The organism is Pseudolactococcus laudensis (genome assembly GCF_013449735.1).
GTDB classification, from domain to species: Bacteria; Bacillota; Bacilli; order Lactobacillales; family Streptococcaceae; genus Pseudolactococcus; species Pseudolactococcus laudensis.
This window is the reverse complement of record NZ_JACBNY010000008.1, coordinates 31,517-53,756: the sequence shown is the minus strand read 5'-3', so window position 1 is coordinate 53,756 and position 22,240 is coordinate 31,517. Positions and strand designations below refer to the sequence as shown.

Below are 22,240 nucleotides of genomic sequence, written 5' to 3'. Positions count from 1 at the left end.
TTGATGCGCGTTTTTTTATCGAAATAGACTAGACCACCAGGAGCTACCAGCACTGTTGAGTAACTCTCTCCAATGGGGGACTTCTTGAAAGAATTGATTGAGTTCTTTTAATAATGTTGTTGCTCTAGTGCTAACAGAAAGATGTTCAAATGCGATTTTAGTGACAATTTCTTGATACATTTTTGAAAAGTCAATGTCTGATTGGTCGTCTGGTAGATTGGCTGCATGTTTTTCGATAATTTTTTGAAGTTCTGGAAATGGTTTGACCTCAGTATATAATTCTGAAACAAGTGCTTGAATCGCTTGTTTATCCAATGTGTTATCCTCCTGTGTATATCTTATGATTATTTCAAGGTCCAACCGCCATCAATTTTAACGATTTCACCATGCATGTAACTTGCTTTACCGGAAGCTAGAAAGGCAGTGAGGTCAGCAACTTCAGAAGGCTGTGCCCACCGTCCGACTGGTGTTTCACTTGCAACCCAATCTGCCATCTGACCATTATCGACTTCAAAATCTTGTTTGGTCATGCCAGTTTGAACGGCACCTGGTGCAATGCCGAAAATCTGTAGGCCTGTCCGTGCATAGTCGAGGGCAAGTTGCTTGGTAAAACCAGCCAAAGCGTGTTTGCTTGTTGTATAAGCAGCACCGCCTCCACCAGCAACAAAACTAGCAATCGAACACATGGTGATGATGATGCCTGATTTTTGCTCAATCATGTGTGGTAAAAAGTGGCGCGTAAGTTTGATGACTGGACTGAGATTGCTAGCCAAAATTTGGGTAAAGTCAGCATCAGATGTTTCAAGCAAAGGCTTGTAATCGTCCAAAATACCTGCGGTATGGCAAATGACATCAAAGCTTTGGGGTAGTTGTGTGAGTAAGTCAGTTAAGTTTCCTGTTAAATCCGTCTGAAAGAAGAAAAAATTAGGATGACTAAATGCTTGTGGTGTTTGCTTATCAACTCCGTATACTTGATCGTCACTTTCTAAAAAGCATTTGGCCTGAGCAAGACCGATGCCAGAGGCGCAGCCAGTCACTAAAATTTTTCGGGGTGTATCTTGTCGGTTTTGAGTCATTAAATTTTACCTCATTTGGCTATGAAAAAACACCTCATCAACTCTAACAGTAACATGATGTGTTAAACTGTGGCTAGAGGTGTTTTGAATGCAAGTTTTAGGACAAAGGAAAAACTCAGTCGACAACTTGCCAGTCGTTAGCTAGGACATCGCAAGGCGTTGGACTCCACATAGAATAGCCTTCGCCTTCTCCTGAGACGTTAATCAAAAAATAAGGTGTGACATCCAACATCTGACCATCTGCTAATTGAATGGTATCATAGAGTTTGACGAAATTTTCAGCGCCACCCCAACCTTGTGTTCGAACGGCTTTACCACCGTTTTTGAGAATAGGTAATATTTGTTCAAAATTCATGTCTACATTATACCAAATTTTTGGTATAATGTAGACACTACTAACTTATAATATTAGTGATATATTTATTCAAGCATAAAATCTAAACAGATTTTATACTTGAACGAGTATATTAGTGAAGTGAGATGATTATGATTAATTTATACTTGTCACCTAGTTGTACGTCTTGTCGTAAGGCACGTGCGTGGCTTGACAGTTACGGGGTGGCTTATGAAGAACACAATATATTAACGCAACCGATGACATCTGATGATTTGAAAGCTATTTTGTCTAAAACTGAAAATGGTACAGAAGATATCATCTCGACACGGAGTAAAGTCTTTCAAAAATTAAATGTTGATGTCGATGATTTGACCATTAATCAGCTCCTTGTCCTTATTTCAGAGCATCCTAGTTTGTTACGCAGACCTATTATTATGGACGATAAGCGGATGCAAATTGGCTTTAATGAAGATGAAATTCGAGCTTTTTTACCGCGTTCATATCGTCAAGCAGAATTAAGAGATGTCATGAGTTCGGGAGCCTAACATATGTCAGCCAATAACAGCTATCAATATCCCTTGGATTTGACCTGGACAGGAGAGGAAATGGCTGCAGTCATTTCCTTTTTTAATCAAGTCGAGGATTTTTATGAATCAAAAGTATCGCGTGAGGCATTTTTAGCAGCCTATCGTCAATTTAAACAAGTTGTGCCATCTAAAATGGCAGAAAAGCAACTGGACCGTGAGTTTGAAAAAGCCTCAGGCTATTCAAGCTATCGTGCCATTCAGGAGGTGACCAAAAGTGAGCGCCAATTTGTTAAACACCAAGCTTGAGTTCGCAAAAAAAGTCGTTAGACAAGCAGGCGGGTTTATCAGACAACATCTGTCAGATGACCTTGAAATTTCTGAAAAAACGCATTTCGACGATTTGGTTACCAATCTCGACCGAGAAGTCCAAGAGCAGATTTTGACGCAAATCCTATCGACATTTCCCAAAGACCATGTTTTAGCAGAAGAAAATGATGTGAGACATGATATTAAAGATGGTAATGTCTGGGTGCTTGACCCTATCGATGGCACGACGAATTTCATTGTTCAAAGAGATAATTTTGCTGTCATGCTGGCTTACTATGAGTCGGGGATTGGTAAAATTGGTGTCATCTTGGATGTCATGAGTGACAATCTTTACTGGGGTGACGGTACAAGCGCTTATAAAAATGAGGCGCAGATCCATTTGACGGTAAAACCTTTGCGACAAAGCCTTATCGGCGTGAATACCTATATGTATCGCACTAATGCGGGTGGCTTATTGGATTTAAGTCATGAAAGTTTGGGTGTGCGTGCGATTGGTAGCGCGGGTATCGAATATGTGAATATCTTAGAAGGCAAGATCTGGGGATATTTCAGCAACCTATCACCATGGGATTATGCGGCGGGTGCGGTTTTAATAGCACCTTTTGGCTATATCACGCAGCAGATTGATGGTCGCCCACTTGCTTTTGAAGGTCGTCAGATGATGATGTCTGTTCCGAGCAATCAGTTAGACAAAATTAAGGCTTATATTAAATAAGCTCAAACAATAGCGATAACGTTAGCTTAGCCTAGCGTTTTTTGGCTTTGTCCGTGTTTTCAACACGAAAAATAGAAATATGATATAATTTTGTATAAGATAAAATGTGAAAGTGAAATGATGGATAAAATAATAGTAAACGGTGGTCACACACGATTAACAGGTGAAATTGAAATTGAAGGTGCGAAAAACGCGATATTACCACTTCTAGCTGCGACAATCCTTCCTTCTGAAGGTGAAACGGTGCTCAATAACGTGCCGATTCTTAGCGATGTCTACACGATGAATGCCGTGGTGAAACATCTCAATATTCCACTCGTCTTTGATGAGTCAGAAAAAAGAGTTGTCACACAAGCTGCGACGGATATTGCGATTGAGGCGCCTTATGAATATGTCAGCCAAATGCGCGCATCTATCGTTGTTTTAGGGCCGATTTTAGCTCGCAATGGTCATGCTCGCGTATCAATGCCTGGTGGGTGTACGATTGGCTCGCGTCCGATTGATTTGCACATTCGTGGCTTGCAAGCCATGGGTGCAGAAATTACGCAAAACGGTGGTTTTATCGAGGCGAAGGCAGATGAACTTCATGGCGTGCATTTTTATATGGACTTTCCGTCAGTTGGTGCGACACAAAATATTATGATGGCAGCAACCCTTGCCAAAGGAACCATGATTTTGGAAAACGCTGCGCGTGAACCTGAAATCGTTGACCTTGCCAATTTGCTCAATAAAATGGGTGCTAATGTTAAGGGTGCTGGGACGGATACTATCATCATCAAAGGTGTTGCGGAGATGCATGGCGCACAACATAATGTTGTACAAGACCGTATCGAAGCAGGGACTTTCATGGTTGCTGCAGCCATTACTCAAGGAAATGTCTTGATTTTGGATGCTGTTCGTGAGCACAATCGACCTTTGCTATCAAAACTTTCAGAAATGGGTGTTGATATTATCCAAGAAGAGGAAGGGATTCGGATAATCGGTCCTGAAAAATTGAAGCCTGTCACGGTTAAAACTTTACCGCATCCAGGTTTTCCTACGGATATGCAAGCCCAAATGACAGTAGCTCAGGCTATCGCTGAAGGTGAGTCAATTATGATTGAAACGGTTTTTGAAAACAGATTCCAACACCTTGAAGAAATGCGTCGGATGGGACTTTTTGTTGACATTTCGAGAAATACAGCCTTGATTCAAGGTGGTAGCAGTTTGTCAGGGGCGGAAGTTCGTTCAACGGACTTGCGTGCCAGTGCGGCGCTTATTTTATTAGGTATGGTGGCTGAAGGCACGACGACTGTTGGTAACTTGAAACATTTAGACCGCGGATATTATCAATTCCATGAAAAATTAGCTAGTCTAGGTGCGGATATTCAACGGATTAACTACAAGGAGACAGCCTATGTTTAAGCGGACCGTTAAATTTTTAGGGTTGCGCATTTCATTGATTTTGTTAATCAGTATTTTAGTCATTTTGGCGATTGTTTTAGGACTCATGCTTGGTTATGGCGGTCTGGGTGGTAAGACACCAACGGACATCTTCAAACCAAGTGTTTGGCATGACTTTATCGCTAAATTGAGTGGAAAATAAAAGAAATCGGCTTAAATGTCCAAAAAAAGCGTCCAGAAATGGCGAATAGACAAGGCTGATTCTTGATTTTTAAGTACTTTTATGCTAAAATGAACAAGTTGAATTAAAATAGATTATAAATTTAGGAGAAATACAAATGACTGCAAGTTTTGAAAAAACTGGTGTAAATAACGGGACTTTGACTTTCACAATCGGTCAAGACACAATCGCTAAAGGCCTTAACATTGCATTTGACAAAGTTAAAAAGAACCTTAACGTACCTGGTTTCCGTAAAGGTAAAGTATCACGTACTGTTTTCAACAAAATGTACGGTGAAGAAGCACTTTACGAAGAAGCTTTGAACGCTGTATTGCCTGAAAGCTATGAAGCAGCAGTTGCTGAAAGTGGTATTGATCCAGTTGCACAACCAAAAATTGACATTAAATCAATGAACAAAGGTGAAGACTGGGAAATCACAGCTGACGTTATCGTTAAACCAGAAGTAAAACTTGGTGATTACAAAAACCTTGAAGTCTCAGTTGACGTTGAAAAAGACGTAACAGATGCTGATGTTGACGCTAAAATCGAAGCAGCTCAAAAAAATCTTGCTGAATTAGTAATCAAAGAAGACGCTGCTGAAAACGGCGACACTGTTGTTATTGACTTCGAAGGTAAAGTTGACGGTGTTGCTTTTGACGGCGGTACTGCACAAAACCACAGCCTTGAATTAGGTTCAGGTTCATTCATCCCTGGTTATGAAGAACAACTAGTTGGTCATAAAGCTGGCGAAACTGTTGAAGTAACAGTTACTTTCCCTGAAGATTACCAAGCTGAAGATTTAGCTGGTAAAGAAGCTGTTTTCACAACAACTATCCATGAAGTGAAAGCTAAAGAAGTGCCTGAACTTGACGATGAATTAGCAAAAGATATCGACGAAGAAGTTGAAACTTTGGCTGAACTCAAAGCAAAATACAAAGCACAATTAACTGAAGAAAAAGAAGCGCAATACACTGATGCTGTTGAAACTGCTGCAATTGAAGCTGCCGTTGCTAACGCTGAAATCGTTGAATTGCCAGGCGAAATGGTTCACGATGAAGTTCACCGTGCTATGAACGAATTCCTTGGTAACATGCAACAACAAGGTATCTCAGCTGACATGTACTACCAATTAACTGGTACATCAGAAGAACAACTTCACGCACAATTTGAAGGCGATGCTGACAAACGCGTTCGTACAAACTTGGTTATCGAAGCAGTAGCAGCTGCAGAAAACTTCGAAACAACTCAAGACGAAATCGATACTGAAGTTGCTGAATTGGCTGAAACTTACAACATGCCTAAAGAGCAAGTTGAAAAACTCTTGCCAGCTGACATGCTCAAACATGACATCGCAGCTAAAAAAGCAGTTGAAGTCATCACATCTACTGCAGTTGTAAAATAAGTATAAATTGAAAAAAACGAGCCGTGTGCTCGTTTTTTTGTCCGTTATTTTCTAGTATCCTAAAAAATTGTAAAACTTATCAGATAAGGTTACAATGGTCACATAGTGAAAAGAAAGGGCTTTCTATGATAAAAGAAAAGATGAGTATATCTCCTTCAAGAGAGTTTGAGGAGCCGTTAACATTATCAGCTAATTTTCTCTGGGGAGGTGCTATATCAGCCAATCAGTCTGAAGGTGCTTATCGGGCAGACGGAAAAGGTTTATCAACAGTTGATGTTATCCCACACGGTGAAAACCGTCTTAAAATCAAACTTGGACTAGAAGAGAATCTAGCAATAGACCCTAGTGCCTATTATCCAAGTCATGAAGCCATTGATTTTTACCACACCTACAAGTCAGACATCAAACTTATGGCAGAAATGGGCTTTAAAGTGTTTAGAACATCTATCGCCTGGACACGACTCTTTCCTAAGGGTGATGAAACCAAGCCCAACCAAAAAGGGATTGAGTTTTATCGTGCCGTTTTTGAGGAGTGTCAAAAGTATGATATTGAACCCTTAGTGACACTTTGTCATTTTGACACACCTATGTACCTAGTTGAAACGATTGGTTCGTGGCGTAGTCGCAAGATGATTGACCATTTCGTTAATTATGCTAAAACGTGTTTTGAGGCTTTTGATGGTCTTGTCAAATACTGGCTGACCTTTAATGAAATTAATATCTTGTTGCACAGCCCGTTTTCTGGTGCAGGTCTGGTGTTCAAGTCAGGCGAGAATCACGACGCTGTTAAATATCAGGCAGCGCATCACGTGTTTGTAGCAAGTAGCCGCGCAACCAAACTCGCACATGAGATTAACCCAGACAATCAAATCGGTTGCATGCTGGCTGGGGGCGATTTTTATCCCGAAACTTGCCACCCGGAAGATGTCTGGGCTGCTCTAAATAAGGACAGGGAGAATCTATTTTTTATAGACGTGCAGGTCCGTGGTGCCTATCCCAGATATACCAACCGTCTCTTTCGTGAGAAACATATCACCTTACAAACAGACCCTACTGATACGGAGATGCTACAACACACCGTTGACTTCGTCTCTTTCAGCTACTATGCCTCGCGTTGTGCAAGCCGCCAAATGACGCAATCTAGCGAGGCAAATGTCGTTAAATCCCTGCCGAATCCCTACCTGAAAAAAAGCGAATGGGGCTGGGCGATTGACCCACTGGGTCTTAGAATCGCGATGAATACTCTCTATGACCGTTACCAAAAACCCTTATTTTTGGTTGAAAATGGTCTAGGCGCTGTAGATACGGTTGGAACAGATGGGCAAGTGCAGGATGACGATCGCATAGACTATTTGCGAGCGCATATTATAGCGATGAAGGAAGCTGTTGTAGATGGCGTTGAACTCCTCGGTTACACGACTTGGTCAGCGATAGACTTGGTAGCTGCGTCCACCGGTGAAATGCGCAAGCGTTACGGCTTTATCTATGTAGACAAGGACGATGCAGGTCAAGGTACAGGCAAAAGAATCAAGAAAAAATCTTTTGCTTGGTACAAGCAAGTTATTGCGAGTCATGGTGAGAATTTGAATTAAGAAACGAGAATTGAATACAAAAAAAGTGCAAACCAGTAATGAGGTGGTTTGCACTTTTTTTTATTGATTCATTGTATTATTTTTCTCAATTGTCGCGGTAATAGCATCAATCACTGTGGCAACAAAGTTATTTTGCTCTAAGCTCACGACGCCTGCAACTGTTGTACCGCCTGGGCTTGAAACGTTATCAACCAAAGTCCAAGGGTTTTCGTCAGACTTGAGAATCATTTCAGCACTGGCGAGGACGGTTTCAGCGACGATTTTGGTGCTGACATCTTTTGGCATACCATGTAGGACACCTGCGCGGCTCATGGCGTCAATGAACATATAGATATAAGCAGGTGAACTTCCAGCTATAGCTGTGAAAGTCCCGAAGTCTTTTTCAGCTAGTTCATGGACGCTACCGACACTTTCAAAAATTGCCTTGACGATGTCGAAAATATCATCTGATACGTAGGTATTTCTGACGATACCAGTGGTTGATTTTTGAATGGTCGCGTTGATATTGGGCATGATTCTGACGATAGGTTGCGTATCAGTTGTCATGGCGCTAAGGTCAGCTAGCGTGATGCCTGCTGCGATAGAGACGATTGGTTTATCAATCTTGTGTTTAGATAGTATATCTGCAACAACATAAGGTTTGACGGCTAGGATGATGATGTCTGAGTTCTGAATCAAGTCGGTGTGGCTAGCGGAGCCGTTAACACCAAGTGCTTTGGCAGTTTGCTGTGTCTCCTCAAAATTGCGTCCTGAGATGTGAACGCTGAATTTCTCTTTATTTAGTCCTTTAATAATCGCTGATGCCATTTTCCCTGCGCCGATAAAACCAATAGTTGTCATGAGTAGCTCCTTATGTCTTTTTCATTTATTTCTTTCATTTTACCACAATTGTTGTTTGCTGTCGGGATATGTTTTTTGAAAAAATGAAAAGTCGGTGATGATTTTGTGTCTGAATGTGGTATAAAAGGGATAGAACCGCATCATTTAAGACAAAATTAAAGTTTATTGGTATAATAGGTTTAAGGATTTTGTCATTTTGGCGACTTTGTGTTGTCAAAAATAAAAAATGAGAGTAGCGTGAAACTGAGGATTTGCTTAGTCGTCACAACATCTTAATATAAGGAGCATCACTACGATGAATAAATATGCCATTATTTTAGCCGCCGGAAAAGGAACTCGGATGAAGTCTGACCGACCAAAAGTTCTACATGAAGTTGCTGGGAAAACGATGCTTGCGCATGTGGTTGCGGCGACGAGCGCTGTAAAACCGGAGAAGACAATTGCGATTGTTGGGCATGGCGCAACGGATGTTTTAAGCACTTTACCTGAGCATGTTGCTTATGTTAAGCAAGAGGAGCAGTTGGGAACGGGGCATGCAGTCAAAATCGCGGAGCCTTTGCTAAAAAACTTGCATGGTATGACGCTTGTTATCGCAGGGGATACACCACTCATTCGTCCTGAGACTTTGGAAGAGTTATTTGCCTATCATCAATCTGAAAAAGCAACAGCGACGATTCTGACGGCGATAGCGGACGACCCGACAGGTTATGGTCGGATTATCAGAGAAGACGGTCATGTCTCTAAAATCGTTGAGCAAAAAGATGCCAATGATTTTGAAAAATCTGTGCAGGAAATCAATACTGGGACTTATGTCTTTGATAATCGTGCACTCTTTGAGGCGCTCAGTAATATCACAACGGATAATGCGCAAGGCGAGTACTATTTGACAGATGTTATCGAGATTTTCAAAGACGATGCTAAAAAAGTTTCAGCTTTTGTTTTAGATGATTTTAATGAATCTATCGGGGTCAATGATCGTGTGGCATTATCACAAGCTGAGAATATCATGCGTGAGCGGATTAATACCAAGCATATGCTGAATGGTGTGACCTTAATTGACCCTGCAGCGACATATATTGATGCAGATGTCGAAATTGGTGCAGATACAGTTATTGAGCCTAATGTCGTAATTAAGGGACAAACGGTTATCAGTCAGGGTGTGCATATCACATCAGGTAGCCGTATTGAAAGTTCTAGACTACATCATAATACGGAAGTGCGTCACTCAACGGTAGAATATTCCGTGCTTGAACCAGGTGCCAATGTCGGTCCTTATGCACATCTTCGTCCAGAAACAATCTTGCATGAAAATGTTCATATTGGTAACTTTGTTGAAGTTAAAGCCTCTACACTTGGTGTAGGTACTAAGGCGGGCCATTTGACTTATATCGGCAATGCCATGGTTGGTGAGCATGTTAATTTCGGTGCTGGTACGATTACGGTCAACTACGATGGTAAAAATAAATATAAGACAGAGATTGAGGATTATGCCTTTATCGGTAGCAATTCAAGTCTAATCGCACCGATTTCAATCGGTAGAAATGCGATTACAACTGCTGGTTCAGTTATCACAGATGATGTCCATGAAGATGAGATGGCATTTGGACGTGCCCGTCAAGTCAATAAAGTTGGGCGTGCAAAACTCATGCCAAGTTACCATGAACTTTAATCGCTTTACTACAGAAAAATGTCAAAGTTAGCTTAATAATTATTCCGGGGTGCTAACAGACAAAGGGGGGATCACTAATGATGAATTTTGAAGATTTCGAAGAAAAAACGTTGAGTAGAGAAAATATTTTTAAAGGAAAAGTGATTGATGTCAAATATGATACTGTCGCTTTGCCAGGGGACTTGGGACTTGCTAAACGAGAACTCATTTTTCATAACGGAGGTGTCGCTGTACTTGCGATAACACCAGAGCAAAAAATGATTCTGGTTCGCCAATTTCGCAAGGCTTTGGAAAAAGTCATTTATGAAATTCCAGCAGGCAAGCTAGAACAGGGTGAGCATAGCGATCCTGAATCAGCTATGTTACGAGAGTTAGAAGAAGAGACAGGAATGACGACTAAGTCTGTCAAAAAAATCTCTGAGTTTTACACAGCGCCTGGTTTCTGTAACGAAAAAATTTATCTTTATAAAGCGGATAATTTAACGAAAGTCGATAAGCCAAGACCACATGATGACGATGAAGTTCTAGAACGCCATGAAGTCACTTTGGCAGAAGCAAAAGCACTAATCCAAAATGGTGAGATTAGTGATGCCAAGACGATTTTGGCTATCCAGTATTGGGAGTTAGAGACACATGCCTAAACCTTTATTAACAGATGAAATGATTCAGCAAGCGGCTCGTGAAAAAGAACGCTTGGAGCGAGAAATTGCGCAAGCGAGACAAGATGATACCCAGCTAATCAAGAAATTTGCGCCTCAAAAAGCCCAAATGGAAAAAAATCTGGTTTATAAAAGCCGTCGTATTGAAGCTCAAAAAAGAGAAGAACGCGGAAAAAAAATCACGAAATATATCGTGATTTTAGTGGTTTTATTGATTATTATCACGGTGATAGTTTTCAAATTTTAAAAAAGAATAAGTCAAAGAATTGGGCTGTAGTGTTTGAAAATAAGCACGTCCTAACAGGATAAGCCATATGAGAAAGTGAGTGAAGATGAAAATAGGTATTATTGCACCAATGGATGAAGAATTAAAAATCCTTGCAGAAACGCTGCAACATTCCGAAAAAACCAGTCATCACGGGTTTATATTTTACACAGGGATTATCGGACGGCATGATGTTGTCTTGGTTAAGTCAGGTATCGGAAAAGTCATGAGTGCAGTTGCTGTTAGCTTGCTGGTTGACTTTTTCGCTGTTGACGGCATTATTAACAGTGGCTCTGCAGGTGGTGTCGGCGCAGGGCTAGCAGTTGGCGATGTTGTGATTGCAGATAAATTAGCCTATCACGATGTTGATGTGACAGCCTTTGGCTATGCCTTTGGGCAAATGGCGGGGCAGGAACTTTACTATCACAGTAGTGCTTATTTCGTGTCAGAGTTAAAGAAAGCTGCCCCTGATGCACAAGTTGGCTTGATCACATCATCGGACTCTTTTATCTCATCTAAAACGCAACAACTCGCCATTAAAGAACATTTTCCTGATGTGCTTGCAGTGGAGATGGAAGGGGCATCGGTTGCTCAAGCAGCGAAAGCGCTGGGCAAACCATTTGTTGTGATTCGAAGCCTTTCGGACACAGCTGATGGTCAGGCGGCAGAAAGTTTTGATGAATTTATTGTCCAAGCCGGTGAAAAATCTGCAGCGACATTGATCAAAATGTTGGAAACAATGGTGTAAAATATGACAGATAATTTAGTATTGCATACCGATCTCTATCAGATCAATATGATGCAGGTTTATTTTGAACAAGGGATTTCTGAGCGCAACTCAGTGTTTGAAGTTTATTTCCGAGACATGCCCTTTAAAAATGGTTATGCCGTTTTTGCAGGTCTAGAGCGGGTTGTTGACTATCTCCGAGATTTGCATTTTGGTGACGACGATATTGCTTACTTACGGGAGCTTGGCTATCCTGAAAACTTTTTAGAATATCTAGCTGACTTACGCTTTACTTGTGACGTTAGATCGGCGCAGGAGGGAGATCTCGTTTTTGCCAACGAGCCGATTCTTCAAGTTGAAGGTCCATTGGCACAGTGCCAGTTGGTCGAAACAGCGATTCTCAACATCGTCAACTTCCAAACCTTGATCGCGACCAAAGCGGCACGGATTAAGTCGGTGATTGGTGACGAACCTTTACTGGAGTTCGGTACACGTCGTGCTCAGGAAATGGATGCTGCGATTTGGGGGACGCGTGCTGCTGTTATCGGCGGTGCGGATGCAACCTCTAACGTTCGAGCAGGTAAGCTTTTTGGTATTCCAGTGTCAGGCACACATGCCCACTCGCTTGTTCAAGCCTATGGCAATGACTATGATGCGTTTAAAGCCTATGCGACAACGCATCGAGATTGTGTTTTCTTAGTGGATACTTATGATACACTGAAAATCGGTGTGCCTGCAGCGATTAAAGTGGCAAAGGAAATGGGCGATAGCATTAATTTCCAAGGTGTTCGCATCGACTCTGGCGACATGGCTTATATTTCTAAAAAAGTCCGTGAGCAGCTTGATGATGCTGGTTTTACAGAAGCGAAAATCTATGCGTCTAATGACTTAGATGAAAATACGATTCTCAATCTCAAAATGCAAAAAGCCAAAATTGATGTTTGGGGTGTGGGGACAAAACTTATTACAGCTTATGACCAACCTGCACTTGGTGCCGTTTATAAAATCGTTGCGATTGAAACGAAGACTGGTGACATGCGTGATACGATTAAGCTCTCAAGTAATGCAGAGAAGGTTTCAACGCCAGGTAAAAAACAAGTTTGGCGGATTCGTAGTTTGGATAAAAACAAATCTGAGGGTGATTACATCACTTTTGCAAATGTTGACCCGAATGAATCTGATGAGATTTTCATGTTTCATCCGACCTATACGTATATCAATAAAAGATTAACAAATTTCACGGCGCGTCCTTTGCTGGTTCCGATTTTTGAAAAAGGTCACTTGATTTACGAGTTACCTAGCTTGCCTGAAATCAAAGTTTATTTCAAAGAGAAATTAGACGATTTATGGGATGAGTATAAACGTGACTTAAATCCGCAAGACTACCCAGTCGATTTGGCGCAGGATGTCTGGGAAAATAAAATGAAACTGATTGATCAAGTGAGAAAGGATGTTTACAAATGACCTTACAAGATAAAATTATCGCAGAATTAGGGGTAAAACCTGAGATTTCAGCAGCAGAAGAAGTACGTCGTTCAGTTGATTTCATGAAGGATTATCTCAAGCAATATCCTTTCTTGAAGAGCCTAGTCTTGGGGATTTCAGGTGGTCAAGATTCAAGCTTAGCTGGTCGTTTGGCGCAGCTTGCAATTGAGGAGTTGCGTGCTGAGACAGGTGATGCGACCTATCAATTCATCGCTGTTCGTCTGCCTTATGGTGTGCAACAAGATGAAGATGATGCCCAAAAGGCATTGGCTTTCATCCAACCAGATGTCAGCTTGACGGTCAATATCAAAAGTGCTGTCGACGGTGAGATTGCTGCCTTGACTGAGGCTGGTCTTGCTATTACTGACTTTAACAAAGGCAATATTAAGGCACGTCAACGCATGATTACGCAGTATGCTATTGCGGGTGCACATTCGGGTGCCGTGGTTGGGACAGACCATGCAGCTGAAAACATTACCGGTTTCTTTACGAAATTTGGTGATGGCGGTGCAGATATTTTACCGCTTTTCCGTCTCAATAAACGTCAAGGTAAGCAGTTATTAGCCTATCTCAAGGCAGATGAAACACTTTATAAAAAGATACCGACGGCAGATTTGGAAGATGGTAAACCTGGTTTAGCTGATGAAGTGGCACTAGGTGTGACTTACGATAATATCGACGATTACTTGGAAGGCCGTGAAATTGAGTCGTCTGCACGTACTGTAATCGAAAATTGGTGGCTAAAAACAGAACATAAACGTCACTTGCCAATCACTGTTTTTGACGACTTCTGGCGCGCATGAGAATCGGTATTTTAGGAGGAAACTTTAATCCGGTTCACCATGCTCATTTGTTCATAGCAGACCAAATTCAGCAGTTATTGGCTTTAGATGAAGTTCAGCTAATGCCGGAAAACGAGCCACCTCATATTGATACGAAGTCGACGATTTCAGCTGAGCATCGGGTTAATATGCTGCGCCTTGCCTTACAAGACTATCCGCAGTTGACATTGAACTTGTCAGAAATTGAGCGAGGTGGCAAGTCTTATACGTATGATACGCTCTCGAAATTGACGGCTGAACATCCTGAAAACGAGTATTTTTTCATTATCGGTGGTGATATGGTTGATTATTTGGAAAAATGGTACAGGATTGATGACTTGATGCAATTGGTTAAATTCGTGGCTGTTAGACGCGACCAAACTGTTTTGACTGCACCGAAATATCCCGTTCAAATGATTGATTTACCCTTGCTTAATATCTCCTCAAGCTATATCCGAGGGAGTTTAGAAGCTAACCGTCACCCTAATTTTTTATTGCCCGCTGAGGTGCTTTCCTACATTAACCAGCATGGTTTGTATCGGTAGGAAAAGTTGTAGGAGAGGTGTCTAAAAATCGACGTGTGCTTAAGATGCACAAGTCCTTTTTTATGAGATGAATGATTAAAGTTTTTTTGAGAGATACAGTTTAAAAAGTGCTATACTATTCTTTGGAGGATTAACATCAACATGACAGAATTAACATCAGAATTTACACAATCTTTATTTGATAATTATCAAAAAAATGCGAAATATAGTGCAGTGGAGAACGCTGCGACTAAAAATGGCTTACTTAATGCGTTTGAAAATCGGGCATCACATGCAGCGAATCTGCCTGTTTTTTCAATCGACTTGACAAATGACCCTGTCAGCAACCAAAAACAATCAGGTCGTTGCTGGATGTTTGCAGCTTTGAACACTTTCCGTCATAAAATTTTGACAGAGTTCAAGTTGGAAAACTTCGAGTTGTCACAAGCCTATACGTTCTTCTGGGACAAATATGAAAAATCAAACTGGTTCCTTGAACAAATCATTGGTACAAGTGATCTTGAAATCGGCGATCGCAAATTGAAGTTCTTGCTTGATGTACCCCAACAAGATGGCGGACAATGGGACATGGTCGTGGCTTTGTTCCAAAAATATGGTGTCGTGCCAAAAGACATCTATCCTGAGTCTATCTCGTCAAGTGCGAGCCGTGAGTTGGATCAATATCTTAACAAAATCTTGCGTCAAGATGCACAAATCTTGCGTGACTTGATCCAAAATGGTGGCGATGTGGCTGCTAAAAAAGCTGAACTCTTGCAAGAAATTTTCAACTATCTTGCGATGACACTTGGCTTGCCACCACAAAAATTTGACTTTGAATACCGAGATAAAGATGACCAATTCCACAAATTCGAAGACATCACACCACAAGCTTTTTACGAAAAATTTGTTGACATCAAGTTGGATGACTATGTGAGTGTCATTAATGCTCCGACTGCTGACAAACCTTATAACAAATCTTACACAGTTGAGTTCTTAGGAAACGTCATTGGTGCGCGTGATGTGCGTCATTTGAATGTTGAAATGGACCGTTTCAAGAAATTGGCAATCGCGCAAATGCAAGCTGGTGAAACAGTTTGGTTTGGTTGTGATGTCGGTCAAGTTTCTAACCGTCAAGATGGCCTTTTGACTCTGGATGCCTATGATTTCTCAGCCATGGATTTGGACTTTACACAAGATAAAGCTAGCCGTTTGGACTACTCTGAATCATTGATGACACATGCCATGGTCTTGACAGGTGTTGACTTGGATGCTGCCGGTAATTCCCTTAAATGGAAAGTCGAAAACTCTTGGGGCGAAAAAGTTGGTAAAAAAGGTTACTTCACAGCATCTGATGCTTGGATGAACGAATATACTTACCAAATCGTTGTCAGAAAAGAATTCCTGACTGCTGAAGAGTTGGCTGCCTATGAGGCTGAGCCGGAGGTGCTTCTCCCGTGGGATCCTATGGGCGCTTTGGCTTAATTTTTAGGTGAATTACTTCGTTACAGGATAGCTCACGTACTCAAGTACGCTTCGCCATGCTGTGCCTTGAATTTCTTGAAAATTTAACCCAAAGTTTGGCTAAATTTTTGGGTGAATTACTTCGTTACAGGATAGCTCACGTACTCAAGTACGCTTCGCTATGCTGTGCCATGAATTTCTTGAAAATTTCAGTCAAAGTCCTTAGTTATCGAAAGGGATAAGCAAATTAGTGCTATCAATTTTGATTGTATTAATTTACTTTTTCGTATTGTTTCATATAATACAATCAGGTTGCTTTACAATTCCTCAAAAAGTGATGCATAAATAGGGTTTTGTCCTAGTCTCTTTTGTTTGTGAGTGCTGGCTGTTCTTGTTTAGCTAACGGTTGTTAAAAATAATGTTTGGGTAAAAGTTCTAACTATTGAAAAAAAGGAAACTAGTTTATCGGTTTTGATAAGCTAGTTTCCTTTTTTGGTTAGTTTAAAAATTTTGAAGGTTGTTAGGAATGTTTTATTTTACGTTTGCTGCTATGATGAGGAGTTCGTCGGTTGGTTCTAAGGTGCCAACTTCTAAATCGGTTAGGAGTTATAATTGGGTAAAGTCATTTGCGACAAAGTCAACGACACGAGCACCGATACAGAAATAGAAATCTGGGCGAGAAACGATTTCTGATTCATAAACAGCCATGTTTTCCCAGAGATACTGAGTTGCTTCAAAGTAATTTTCAACTGTTACTTTGATACATTTTCCATGAGCACGTTGTACTTTGATGAATCCTTTCTTGTCAACAATACGTAAAGGACCTGCAGCATCTGTCTTTTGATTCGTACCAAAAACGAAAAATGAAGGATTTTTTTCAATTAATTTAGTTTCATTAGGTTGCACTCGTATATCTTCAGCCGCTAGTGTTAAGGCTTCTTGTTCATCTACTACTTTGGTCAGGTCTGTGGCTTTGACTTCTGTTGCACCAGTTGCGATAGCTGTCACTTTATTGGTTTGTGAGTCTATTTCAACGTGAATTTCAACGGATTCTGGTGTTGCACCAGATTCTACTGCTTTATTAAGTGCCTCATTTTTTAGAGCACGAATATCGTCTTTGGTAGGGGATGGTAGTATCCGCTCGACAACGTCTCGAACCATTGAGAGTGCAACGCCGATAGAAGAGATGACTTCTGCATTTTCAGGAATGGAATAGCGAACTTTGTACTTATCACTGAAGTAAGTAATTAATGATGCAGCACCACCTCCAACGCCTACGAGTGAAATTTGGTCATGCTCTAACTTATATTTTTCAGCGAAACCGGTGATAATTGGTTCAATTTTTCGGTAGGACGCTTCCATAATTTGTTCTGCTATGTTTTCAACAGTGGAGCCGCAGTAGTCTGCTAATGGTTGGAAAGCCTTTCGAGCAGATTCAACGTTGCCATAAGAGAAGTGGTCCTCACTTACTAGTCCTAGAATATTTGCAGCGCAAGAGTTAGTGATGGTTACTTCACTACCATCTTCATTAACGATTTTGACATAATCATCTGGGTCGCCTGGTTTTGGTGAAAAGAATTCAACATGTGGATTGTTGATTTTGTTGGTATCTGTGTAGACGGTGTAGCCGAGGCCTGCGATATGAGCAGAACGTGGACCAACATCAATGATGCCATTTTTATTTGCGCGAACCATTGAACCACCAGCGCAACCAACAACTCGAACATCTAGTGAAGAAATATAAGTTGGATGACCGCCTACGATAGAGTAATCAATTGCTGGGCGACCGTTTTTAATGACACCGATGTTTGTTGTTGTACCACCTACTTCAAAATAAACGCCATTTGAGGCACGCAAGTACATTAATGATCCTATAACAGATGCAGCTGGTCCAGATAACATGGTTAATACTGGTCTTTTTTTCATTTCACTGATTTCCATGACACCACCGTCGCCACGCATAATCATGAGGGGAACTTCGACACCTGCACCTTTAACAGATTCTTCGGTTGAATTTGCTGTATCTAACATTTTAGGTAGGATTGAGGCATTGATTGCTGCTGTTCGTGTCCGACGAGTTAGACCATAAAGCTTGGTAATATCTGATGCCATAGTTGTCGAGATGTTTTTTGCCTCGGAAGCCTTATGAATTAAATTTTCCGGACCATCATCATCTACACCAAATGCCATTGATGCGACTAAAACTTTTGCACCTTTGTCTTCTAAGCGTTGGATGGCATCCTCGGCACTGGATTTGTTCAAATCTTTTAATTTGATGAATTCATTGACGATTTCAATTTGTTTCTTTTCTTCCAGTTCAATATTATCTAAACGGGTCTGTCTTTTTTATAAGAATCCTTCAATACCACCTTTACTCATACCAATGACGCCAACTTTTGCTACGTCTCCTTCAACTAAGGCATTGGTAGCTTGTGTTGTTGAGTGTGCGACAAAGACAACATCTTCAGGTGCGATACCATTCTCGTCCATGCATTGTTGAAATGACTCAACAACGTCTGCAGCAACTCCTTTGGGGTGATCGTGTGATGTTTTGACTTGAACTTTTCCAATAATTTCGTGTGTATCATTATCAAGTGCGACAGCTTTAGTATGCGTGCCCCCTACGTCAATTCCCATTCGTACAGAACGTGTCATTGTGTTTCCTCTTTCTTTCTATCTCAACTTTTGTTGAGGAGGGTGAAGTTTTAATTGCACTAGTATATCAGTTTTAATATAATTATAGCGCTTACATTTAGAAAAAACAAGAGGATTATTGAAATTTATCAATATTAATAAAGATTTATGAATGTAAAACAGTATTTTGTCAAAAAATAAACTGGTATATCAAATTACTTATAAATCAAATGATTAATAAGTAAATGATTCTATTTTTGATAGCTTAAAAATAAAAAACAAGAAACAGACATTTGTTTCAGTGATGAGAATTAAACAGGGAAAATGTCAAAAACTAAAAAGATATAAACTTCTATTCTCTCGTTTAAATGTGAGGATAATGAATATTTAATAGATCTTCATCTGCCAAATATATCAATAAATACAAGGGATTAGGTTGTTTTTGAGTTGCTTAATAAAAGAAAGAAGGATGTTTTTTTAATTTATTTAGGTTTAAAAAAAAGTAAAAAAAATATTGAAAGCGCTTTACAATTCTTGAATATAATTGTATAATAAAAATCGAAATACTAGTATATCAGTTTTGAAGGTTGTTCGGTATCCAATAATTGGAGAGTTTTAAATAAATAGAAAGGCTTTGTATAAGGAAATCATACTCAAATTTTGAGGGGACTTCATTGTTTAAAGGAATTTAATAGGAAAGAGGATTTTATGGTTATTTTACAGGGTATTTTACTGCTAGCAACCTTTTTGGTGCTGGTACTCTATTGTATGAAAGGAGGAAATCTACTTTTAGGTTTCCTAGTAACGGCAGTTTTATGGTGTGTGATTGGATTAGTACCAATTCAAACAGTTGTGACAGCAATTTTTCAAGATTCAGTTGCCGCCTATGGGGGGACGATTGCGGTCATAGTATTTGGGGCATGGTTTGGTCGTGTTCTGGTTGATACAGGAATTGCAGGTTATATTATTAAGAAAACAGTTGAACTAGCTGGTGATAAACCACTTGTGACAACTTTACTCATTAATATTGTTTGTATGCTTATCTTTACAAGTGCCTTTGGTGTTGGTTCGGTTATGGCGATTGGTATGATTATTTTGCCAATCTTGATGTCACTAGGAATTGATAAACGGACAGCAGTTGGAGCTTATATGCTAGCTGTTGCTGGCGGCATGTGGTTAAACGTTGCTTATGTTAGTCAATTCTTTGCAGTTTTTACAGGTATTAAATATGATAATCATTATGTAAAATTTGGACTTATCGCAACAGCGTTTCACTTGGTCATTTTAATTGCTTATATTTTGTTTAATTATGGCCTTGCTAATAAGAAAAAATTGCGTGCTTGGTCTGCTGCAGAACAAGGTGCATCAGATACACAATTAAAAGGATATGTTGTTTTTGTACCATTTATCCCAATTATTATGGTTGCTATCTTTAAATGGCAACCGGTACCAGCGTTTATCATGGGGATTTTCCTTGGTTTGTTATTAACTAGGAACTTGAACTCGTATAAAATGGCTGTAACTAAAGCTCAAAAAACATTATATGACGGGGTTGCGGATAGCGGTCTCTTGATTGGTATGCTTTATAGTGTTAACATCTTCCAAGCTGCTGCAAAACAAATTGCGCCTATTTTACAAGATTTATTTGGAGATTTCATTCCAAATTCACCGATTATCTTGCTAATTGCCTTTGCTGTTTTTGCACCACTTGCTTTATTCCGTGGTCCTTTGATGATTTGGGGTTCAGGTATTGCCTTAGCATCAATTTTACAAGCCATGGGAACTTTTGATGAGAAATTCTTGTTCATTATTTTCATGATTTTACCTGTTTCAATCGTTGCGTCATCTTGTCCGACACAGTCTTGGACGATGTGGGCACTGAATTTTGTTAAGGTAGATACAAAAGAATATATTAAGTCTAATCTGGGTTGGGCTTGGGCATTATCTGTCGCTTGTTTGGTAATGGGGTATTTCGTTTATTATCTCTAAGAGAGATACCGTAATTTTTTTGGAAAAAATTGAAGAAAGGAGAGGAAGAGTTTGTCTAATTATAATCAGGTGCTTGCAAAAACACAAACAACAGATATTGATTATTTTTTAGAACTTGTGAATAATAGTCCTGCACGTGGCATATTACATGATGAAAAAATAGATATCATAAAAAATTGTATGCTAGCAGCTCAAAAATTGTGGGAACGATTTCAAATAAAAGACAAGTCTTCTCCACTTTCTTTGATTGAAGGCAGTGGTTATCAATTAGTGGAGGAGTTTGATTTTTCACTAATGCCAATCTTTGCTGTATGCGACCCAAATGAAAAAAAGGTTGTAATGAACGTAAGAGCGGTTAACAAGGCAAGTGCTATTCTAAAAGAATGGCTTGAGTTGGATGACAAATGGGCTGTAAATTTTGAATCTCTTGTTTTATGGCATGAACTTTTTCATATTTTTGAGGAAGAAGATGAGACAATCTACACACGTCAGCCGATTTTAGAGAAACATTTTTTAGGTAGAAGAAAACGACTACCATTAGATTGTGCAAGTGAGATTGGTGCGATTTATTTTTCAAAATTAGCGACTAACCTATCTTTTAATCCAAGAGTTTTTGAAGGAATAGATGCGAAAATTTTCGATGTCTAGTAGGCGTAATCATGCTATGTTACAAGCATCGTTACACCCAATATTTAAAAATAAGATAAGGATAGTGTAGAATGAAATTTTCAATGGCAGACTATCAATTAGACGGTAAAGTTGCCTTGATAACGGGTGCTGTATACGGCATTGGTTTTGAGATAGCACGGGGGCTCTCGCAGGCAGGTGCAACAATTGTTTTCAACAGTTCAAGGCAAGCATCAGTTGATAAAGGATTGTCTGCATATGAAGTCGCAGGTGTTAAAGCACATGGCTATGTCTTTGATGTGACGGATGAAGTCGCAGTTCAAGCGGCGATTAAGCAAATTGAAACAGATGTCGGCTCAATTGATATCTTGGTTAATAATGCTGGGATTATCAAACGTATTCCTATGGTTGATATGGCGGTATCTGATTTTCGACAGGTGATTGATGTTGACTTGACTGGACCATTCATTATGTCTAAGGCAGTTATTCCCAGTATGATTGCTAAAGGTGGTGGCAAAATTATTAATATTTGCTCTATGATGAGTGAGTTAGGTCGTGAAACAGTCAGCGCCTACGCCGCTGCTAAGGGTGGTTTGAAGATGTTGACACGTAATATTGCCTCAGAATATGGGATATACAATATTCAATGTAATGGCATTGGTCCAGGTTACGTCGCAACACCACAAACAGCACCGTTGCGTGAAGATGGGCATCCATTTAACAATTTCATCTTAGCGAAAACGCCTGCGAACCGTTGGGGGCAGCCTTGCGACCTAGCTGGGCCAGCTGTCTTTTTAGCCTCAAGAGCCTCAGACTTTGTTAATGGCCATGTCTTATATGTAGACGGAGGTATCCTAGCGTATATAGGGAAACAGGCGTAAGAAAACAAGTAGTACTTTAATGACGAAAATATAATGGAGGTCAATTTTTGGTAGTTAAATTAAATGAGTGCCTATCTTC

At 40.2% G+C, this 22,240-nt stretch carries 22 protein-coding genes and 1 pseudogene; 18 read left to right on the top strand and 5 right to left on the bottom strand.

Features of this window, described 5'->3' with window-relative positions; translation table 11 throughout:
* Nucleotides 1–15: 15 nt before the first annotated feature.
* The 3 genes from HZR21_RS06090 to HZR21_RS06080 all read right to left on the bottom strand — a co-directional run bounded on the left by HZR21_RS06090 (nucleotide 16) and on the right by HZR21_RS06080 (nucleotide 1,431).
* A complete protein-coding gene (locus tag HZR21_RS06090) occupies nucleotides 16–315 on the bottom strand; it encodes a hypothetical protein (RefSeq protein ID WP_003139414.1) in 300 nt (99 codons plus the stop codon).
* A gap of 29 nt (nucleotides 316–344) precedes the next feature.
* The gene (locus HZR21_RS06085; RefSeq protein ID WP_180746891.1) at nucleotides 345–1,076 is read right to left on the bottom strand and encodes a 3-oxoacyl-ACP reductase; all 732 of its coding nucleotides are present in this window, start codon (nucleotides 1,074–1,076) and stop codon (nucleotides 345–347) included.
* Nucleotides 1,077–1,191: 115 nt separating this feature from the next.
* Nucleotides 1,192–1,431 carry a DUF2829 domain-containing protein gene (locus HZR21_RS06080; RefSeq protein ID WP_180746890.1) on the bottom strand — a complete coding sequence of 80 codons (240 nt, stop codon included), beginning with the start codon at nucleotides 1,429–1,431 and terminating at the stop codon, nucleotides 1,192–1,194.
* Between the two features lie 131 nt (nucleotides 1,432–1,562).
* Here HZR21_RS06080 and spxA point away from each other — a divergent pair, with 131 nt between their 5' ends.
* The 7 genes from spxA (at nucleotide 1,563) to ascB (ending at nucleotide 7,579) form a co-directional block, all read left to right on the top strand.
* Nucleotides 1,563–1,958, top strand: a complete 396-nt coding sequence (gene spxA / locus HZR21_RS06075; RefSeq protein WP_003139410.1) for a transcriptional regulator SpxA — start codon at nucleotides 1,563–1,565, stop codon at nucleotides 1,956–1,958.
* A 3-nt stretch (nucleotides 1,959–1,961) separates the two neighbouring features.
* Nucleotides 1,962–2,246 (top strand): UPF0223 family protein, encoded by a 285-nt coding sequence (locus tag HZR21_RS06070; protein WP_180746889.1) that lies wholly within the window; start codon nucleotides 1,962–1,964, stop codon nucleotides 2,244–2,246.
* Entirely contained in the window at nucleotides 2,215–2,982 is a 768-nt protein-coding gene (locus HZR21_RS06065; protein ID WP_310592560.1) for an inositol monophosphatase family protein, read from the top strand. Before HZR21_RS06070 ends, HZR21_RS06065 begins: the two co-directional genes overlap by 32 nt.
* 120 nt (nucleotides 2,983–3,102) lie before the next feature.
* Complete coding sequence (murA, locus tag HZR21_RS06060) at nucleotides 3,103–4,386, top strand: UDP-N-acetylglucosamine 1-carboxyvinyltransferase (protein ID WP_180746888.1); 1,284 nt, start codon at nucleotides 3,103–3,105, stop codon at nucleotides 4,384–4,386.
* Nucleotides 4,379–4,567, top strand: coding sequence for a DNA-directed RNA polymerase subunit beta (locus HZR21_RS06055; RefSeq protein ID WP_180746887.1), 189 nt, complete (start codon nucleotides 4,379–4,381; stop codon nucleotides 4,565–4,567). Before murA ends, HZR21_RS06055 begins: the two co-directional genes overlap by 8 nt.
* A 136-nt stretch (nucleotides 4,568–4,703) precedes the next feature.
* On the top strand, nucleotides 4,704–5,987 hold the full coding sequence (gene tig / locus HZR21_RS06050) for a trigger factor (protein ID WP_180746886.1): 1,284 nt from the start codon (nucleotides 4,704–4,706) through the stop codon (nucleotides 5,985–5,987).
* Nucleotides 5,988–6,127: 140 nt separating this feature from the next.
* Nucleotides 6,128–7,579 (top strand): 6-phospho-beta-glucosidase, encoded by a 1,452-nt coding sequence (gene ascB, locus HZR21_RS06045; protein ID WP_180746927.1) that lies wholly within the window; start codon nucleotides 6,128–6,130, stop codon nucleotides 7,577–7,579.
* Nucleotides 7,580–7,639: 60 nt separating this feature from the next.
* Here the strand turns inward: ascB and proC are convergent, their stop codons facing one another.
* The gene (gene proC, locus HZR21_RS06040) at nucleotides 7,640–8,419 is read right to left on the bottom strand and encodes a pyrroline-5-carboxylate reductase (RefSeq protein WP_180746885.1); all 780 of its coding nucleotides are present in this window, start codon (nucleotides 8,417–8,419) and stop codon (nucleotides 7,640–7,642) included.
* Nucleotides 8,420–8,714: 295 nt separating this feature from the next.
* Here proC and glmU point away from each other — a divergent pair, with 295 nt between their 5' ends.
* The 8 genes from glmU to pepC all read left to right on the top strand — a co-directional run bounded on the left by glmU (nucleotide 8,715) and on the right by pepC (nucleotide 16,051).
* Nucleotides 8,715–10,088 (top strand): bifunctional UDP-N-acetylglucosamine diphosphorylase/glucosamine-1-phosphate N-acetyltransferase GlmU, encoded by a 1,374-nt coding sequence (gene glmU / locus HZR21_RS06035; protein ID WP_180746884.1) that lies wholly within the window; start codon nucleotides 8,715–8,717, stop codon nucleotides 10,086–10,088.
* A 77-nt stretch (nucleotides 10,089–10,165) separates the two neighbouring features.
* Entirely contained in the window at nucleotides 10,166–10,729 is a 564-nt protein-coding gene (locus tag HZR21_RS06030; RefSeq protein WP_003139400.1) for an NUDIX hydrolase, read from the top strand.
* Nucleotides 10,722–10,994, top strand: a complete 273-nt coding sequence (gene macP, locus HZR21_RS06025; protein ID WP_003139399.1) for a cell wall synthase accessory phosphoprotein MacP — start codon at nucleotides 10,722–10,724, stop codon at nucleotides 10,992–10,994. Before HZR21_RS06030 ends, macP begins: the two co-directional genes overlap by 8 nt.
* An 85-nt stretch (nucleotides 10,995–11,079) precedes the next feature.
* On the top strand, nucleotides 11,080–11,760 hold the full coding sequence (locus HZR21_RS06020) for a 5'-methylthioadenosine/adenosylhomocysteine nucleosidase (RefSeq protein WP_180746883.1): 681 nt from the start codon (nucleotides 11,080–11,082) through the stop codon (nucleotides 11,758–11,760).
* A gap of 3 nt (nucleotides 11,761–11,763) precedes the next feature.
* Nucleotides 11,764–13,203 carry a nicotinate phosphoribosyltransferase gene (locus HZR21_RS06015; protein ID WP_180746882.1) on the top strand — a complete coding sequence of 480 codons (1,440 nt, stop codon included), beginning with the start codon at nucleotides 11,764–11,766 and terminating at the stop codon, nucleotides 13,201–13,203.
* Complete coding sequence (nadE, locus tag HZR21_RS06010) at nucleotides 13,200–14,027, top strand: NAD(+) synthase (RefSeq protein WP_180746881.1); 828 nt, start codon at nucleotides 13,200–13,202, stop codon at nucleotides 14,025–14,027. The genes HZR21_RS06015 and nadE overlap by 4 nt, the downstream gene beginning before the upstream one ends.
* Entirely contained in the window at nucleotides 14,024–14,590 is a 567-nt protein-coding gene (locus tag HZR21_RS06005) for a nicotinate-nucleotide adenylyltransferase (protein ID WP_180746880.1), read from the top strand. Before nadE ends, HZR21_RS06005 begins: the two co-directional genes overlap by 4 nt.
* A gap of 141 nt (nucleotides 14,591–14,731) precedes the next feature.
* Nucleotides 14,732–16,051, top strand: a complete 1,320-nt coding sequence (pepC, locus tag HZR21_RS06000; RefSeq protein WP_180746879.1) for an aminopeptidase C — start codon at nucleotides 14,732–14,734, stop codon at nucleotides 16,049–16,051.
* A 510-nt stretch (nucleotides 16,052–16,561) separates the two neighbouring features.
* Here the strand turns inward: pepC and HZR21_RS05995 are convergent.
* Nucleotides 16,562–18,685: pseudogene (locus HZR21_RS05995) on the bottom strand (hydantoinase/oxoprolinase family protein).
* 687 nt (nucleotides 18,686–19,372) lie between these two features.
* Between HZR21_RS05995 and HZR21_RS05990 the strand changes: the two are divergent.
* From HZR21_RS05990 to HZR21_RS05980, 3 genes are all read left to right on the top strand, one after another.
* A complete protein-coding gene (locus HZR21_RS05990) occupies nucleotides 19,373–20,653 on the top strand; it encodes a citrate transporter (protein ID WP_180746878.1) in 1,281 nt (426 codons plus the stop codon).
* A gap of 51 nt (nucleotides 20,654–20,704) precedes the next feature.
* A complete protein-coding gene (locus tag HZR21_RS05985) occupies nucleotides 20,705–21,301 on the top strand; it encodes a hypothetical protein (protein WP_180746877.1) in 597 nt (198 codons plus the stop codon).
* Between the two features lie 71 nt (nucleotides 21,302–21,372).
* The gene (locus tag HZR21_RS05980) at nucleotides 21,373–22,161 is read left to right on the top strand and encodes a gluconate 5-dehydrogenase (protein ID WP_180746876.1); all 789 of its coding nucleotides are present in this window, start codon (nucleotides 21,373–21,375) and stop codon (nucleotides 22,159–22,161) included.
* Nucleotides 22,162–22,240 lie beyond the last annotated feature (79 nt).

Bases quoted from the DNA above. Each gene is read 5' to 3' on its own strand.
- proC (WP_180746885.1), bottom strand. From the start codon at position 8,419: ATGACAACTATTGGTTTTATCGGCGCAGGGAAAATGGCATCAGCGATT.
- HZR21_RS06070 (WP_180746889.1), top strand. From the start codon at position 1,962: ATGTCAGCCAATAACAGCTATCAATATCCCTTGGATTTGACCTGGACA.
- glmU (WP_180746884.1), top strand. From the start codon at position 8,715: ATGAATAAATATGCCATTATTTTAGCCGCCGGAAAAGGAACTCGGATG.
- HZR21_RS06015 (WP_180746882.1), top strand. From the start codon at position 11,764: ATGACAGATAATTTAGTATTGCATACCGATCTCTATCAGATCAATATG.
- tig (WP_180746886.1), top strand. From the start codon at position 4,704: ATGACTGCAAGTTTTGAAAAAACTGGTGTAAATAACGGGACTTTGACT.
- spxA (WP_003139410.1), top strand. From the start codon at position 1,563: ATGATTAATTTATACTTGTCACCTAGTTGTACGTCTTGTCGTAAGGCA.
- murA (WP_180746888.1), top strand. From the start codon at position 3,103: ATGGATAAAATAATAGTAAACGGTGGTCACACACGATTAACAGGTGAA.
- HZR21_RS06085 (WP_180746891.1), bottom strand. From the start codon at position 1,076: ATGACTCAAAACCGACAAGATACACCCCGAAAAATTTTAGTGACTGGC.
- HZR21_RS06055 (WP_180746887.1), top strand. From the start codon at position 4,379: ATGTTTAAGCGGACCGTTAAATTTTTAGGGTTGCGCATTTCATTGATT.
- HZR21_RS06030 (WP_003139400.1), top strand. From the start codon at position 10,166: ATGATGAATTTTGAAGATTTCGAAGAAAAAACGTTGAGTAGAGAAAAT.
- macP (WP_003139399.1), top strand. From the start codon at position 10,722: ATGCCTAAACCTTTATTAACAGATGAAATGATTCAGCAAGCGGCTCGT.
- HZR21_RS06005 (WP_180746880.1), top strand. From the start codon at position 14,024: ATGAGAATCGGTATTTTAGGAGGAAACTTTAATCCGGTTCACCATGCT.
- HZR21_RS05980 (WP_180746876.1), top strand. From the start codon at position 21,373: ATGAAATTTTCAATGGCAGACTATCAATTAGACGGTAAAGTTGCCTTG.
- HZR21_RS06020 (WP_180746883.1), top strand. From the start codon at position 11,080: ATGAAAATAGGTATTATTGCACCAATGGATGAAGAATTAAAAATCCTT.
- pepC (WP_180746879.1), top strand. From the start codon at position 14,732: ATGACAGAATTAACATCAGAATTTACACAATCTTTATTTGATAATTAT.
- HZR21_RS06080 (WP_180746890.1), bottom strand. From the start codon at position 1,431: ATGAATTTTGAACAAATATTACCTATTCTCAAAAACGGTGGTAAAGCC.
- nadE (WP_180746881.1), top strand. From the start codon at position 13,200: ATGACCTTACAAGATAAAATTATCGCAGAATTAGGGGTAAAACCTGAG.
- HZR21_RS05990 (WP_180746878.1), top strand. From the start codon at position 19,373: ATGGTTATTTTACAGGGTATTTTACTGCTAGCAACCTTTTTGGTGCTG.
- ascB (WP_180746927.1), top strand. From the start codon at position 6,128: ATGAGTATATCTCCTTCAAGAGAGTTTGAGGAGCCGTTAACATTATCA.